This window comes from uncultured Campylobacter sp., from assembly GCF_938045535.1.
Lineage (GTDB): Bacteria > Campylobacterota > Campylobacteria > Campylobacterales > Campylobacteraceae > Campylobacter_B.
On the sequence record NZ_CALIMQ010000206.1, the window covers coordinates 1 to 3,130 of the forward strand.

A 3,130-nucleotide genomic window follows, 5' to 3' on the forward strand; every position below is an offset into this window, starting at 1 on the left:
TTTTTAAAGGCGCAGGGTGTGAAAGTGATCGTGACCGATCACCACTTGCCACCGGAAACGTTGCCGAACGCCGATGCCATTGTGAATCCGAATTTGGCGCATTGCGGTTTCCCGTCAAAAAATTTGGCCGGTGTGGGCGTTACTTTTTATCTGATGCTTGCCTTGCGGGCAAAATTCCGCGAAAAAATTATCGTCTGTGCTAGCTGGGAGGATCGCTTAGACGGCGTTAAGATCGACTTTCGCTTCAATAAGCTAAGCGCGCTAAAAAGCCTGCCCGAGTTTCACTACGCGCTGGTTTTTGCGGAAAAGAGCGCGATCTTGCAGCTTCTAAATCAAAAACCGCAAGAAAAAAATCTATTTTTTTAAAGGCAGCGGATGCAGAGCTTTAATGAAATTTTAAACGGAAATTTTTGGCTAAAGAGGCTTTACGAAAAGGGGCTATTGCGCGAGGTGAAGGAGCAGATCGGCACCGAGCTTGAGATAGCGCACGCAAGCTATATCGAGGTTAAGCGCGAGCACTCGCAGGCGCTGCTTTTTACGAACGTGCGAAACGCGCAGGGCAAACAGATGCCGCCGGTGCTAACCAATATTTTCGGCTCCTTCGAGGCGTTAAATTTAATCCTCGGTCGCGAACCTGACGAGATCGCCGCCGAGATTGAGGGCCTGCTAAAGCCGAAGCGTCCGCAAAGCTTCGGCGAAAAGCTTGATTTCTTGGCGCACTTAATCTCGCTGCGTAAAATTTTTGTAAAGCGTCTTAGTGGTCGCGGAGAGTGCCAGCAGGTCGCGCATCTGAGCGCCGATGTCGATCTTGGCGAGCTTCCTGTGCTTAAGACCTGGGAGAATGATGGCGGCGCGTTTATCACGATGGGGCAGGTCTATACGAAGGATCTGAACTCGCAAACGCAAAATCTCGGCATGTATCGCCTGCAAATTTACGGGCGCGACCGCTTGGGGATGCATTGGCAGATACACAAGGACGGTGCTGGTTTTTTCGACGAATATCGCAAAGCTGGGCGCAAGATGCCCGTATCCGTGGCGATCGGCGGCGATCCGCTCTATATCTGGTGCGGTCAGGCGCCGCTGCCAAAGGGGATTTTTGAGCTGCTACTTTACGGCTTCATCCGCCGCAGCCCCGCTCGCCTCGTAAAATCGCTTACGAATGAAATTTACGTTCCCGCGGATGCGGACTACGTGATCGAGGGCTTTGTCGATCCCGCAGTAAGCGAGCCGGAGGGGCCTTTCGGCGATCACACTGGATATTACACGCCGGTAGAACCATTCCCGGTGATGGAGGTTAGCGCGATCACGCACAAGCGCGCGCCCATATTTCACGCTACCGTCGTGGGCAAGCCGCCGCTTGAGGATAAATTTATGGGGTACGCGACCGAGCGGATCTTTTTGCCGCTGTTTCGCACGAGCGCGCCCGATCTGATCGATTATAAAATGCCCGAAAACGGCGTATTTCACAATTTGATTTTGGCTAAGATCGCCGTGCGCTACCCCGCTGCGGCTAAGCAGATCATGCACGCGTTTTGGGGCGTGGGGCAGATGAGCTTCGTAAAACACGCCGTTTTCGTGCCACAGGACGCGCCGAGCTTAGATGAGTACGAGGCGTTTACGAAGTACGTCCTAAACCGCATAGGCGCGCGCAGCCTCGTTTTTAGCGAGGGGGTGTGCGATCAGCTAGATCACGCAAGCCCGAACTCCTGCTTCGGCGGTAAGCTCGGTATCGATGCGACGGCGGATTTAAGCTCGCAGGCACCGCAAATTTTAAGCGACGAGGAGCTGCTAGCGAAATTTCAAAGCGAGGAGCCCGCTATTTTGGCGCTTAAGCAGTACTTTTGCGATACGAAAAACCCGCTCGTGCTGATAAACATAGACAAAAAAGAGCTCGTAGAGCGGAGCTGGCGGCGGCTTTTGAAATTTAGCGAGTATTTTAAAATTTTGATTTTTACAGATGCGAGAAACGACGCGAGCAACCTCTATATGAGCGTTTGGCGCGTCGTAAATAGCATCGATGCGCTGCGCGACGTGTTTGTGACGCAGGACGATCGCATCTGCATCGATGCTACGAGCAAGCACGAGTGGGAGGGCTATACGCGCCGGTGGCCGCAGGAGACGCTTTGTAGCCGCGAAGTCGTAGCAAGCCTCATAGAGCGCGGCATCGTGCAGGACAAACTCGAGCTATTTAAGAAATTTGAAATTTTTTGAAGTGCGGGGCGAAATTTCGCACGGATCTGAAATTTTAAAATTTAGCTTTGGTTTTAAGGTTGCGCGTTAAATTTAGAGGGAATTTCATCTAATTTTACGAGCTCGAAGCGGTAAAATTTCATAAAATTTGCCGCTGCGCGAGGGTTAAAATTTTAAGGCGTAAAATTTGCTGCGGCGTAAATTTTAAAATTTCAAAAATTTTTTAAAGCGGCGCAAAAGCCTGGTATAGCGCAAACGGGCATAAAATGAAAGGACATAAATGATAGAGTGGATACAAAATTTTTTTAGCGGAGTGATTCCGAAGCTGCTACTAAACGCGACGCTGGAGACGCTGTATATGACCTTCGTAAGCACGGCTTTGGCGTTTATTCTGGGGCTCGTGCTTGCGATCGTGCTTATTCTTACGCGCCGCGGCGGGCTGTGCGAAAACCGCATCGTTTACGCCGTGCTGGACGTCGTGATAAACACGCTGCGAAGCTTTCCGTTTATAATTTTGCTGATCGTGCTCTTTCCGCTTACGAAGCTTCTTGTCGGCACGAGCATCGGCACCACCGCGGCGATCGTGCCGCTTACTATCGGCTCGGCGCCCTTTATCGCTCGCCTAATCGAAAGCGCGCTGCTAGAGGTCGATAGCGGCGTGATCGAGGCGGCGAAGAGCTTTGGAGCGAGCAAGACGCAGATTATCTTCCGCGTAATGTTCGTCGAGGCGCTTCCTAGCATCATCGGCGCGATTACGCTGACGCTCATCGTCATCATCGGATTTACGGCGATGGCGGGCACTGTCGGCGGTGGCGGGCTCGGCGACGTGGCGATCCGCTATGGCTTTCAGCGCTTCCGCCCCGACATAATGGCATACACCGTCGTGATCCTGATAGTGCTCGTGCAGATAATCCAAAGCATAGGAAATTTGCTCTATAAA

3 protein-coding genes are annotated in these 3,130 nt (G+C 51.9%); all 3 read left to right on the top strand.

Annotated elements, in window-relative coordinates; all coding sequences use genetic code 11:
• The coding region (locus Q0095_RS06345) for a DHH family phosphoesterase (RefSeq protein WP_366806203.1) at positions 1-366 on the top strand (366 nt) is incomplete at its 5' end.
• A 9-nt stretch (positions 367-375) separates the two neighbouring features.
• Positions 376-2,211 (top strand): menaquinone biosynthesis decarboxylase, encoded by a 1,836-nt coding sequence (locus tag Q0095_RS06350; protein WP_297882416.1) that lies wholly within the window; start codon positions 376-378, stop codon positions 2,209-2,211.
• A gap of 259 nt (positions 2,212-2,470) precedes the next feature.
• Positions 2,471-3,130: methionine ABC transporter permease (locus tag Q0095_RS06355; RefSeq protein WP_297882418.1), on the top strand; the 660-nt coding region annotated here is incomplete at its 3' end.

Bases quoted from the DNA above. Each gene is read 5' to 3' on its own strand.
- Q0095_RS06350 (WP_297882416.1), top strand. From the start codon at position 376: ATGCAGAGCTTTAATGAAATTTTAAACGGAAATTTTTGGCTAAAGAGG.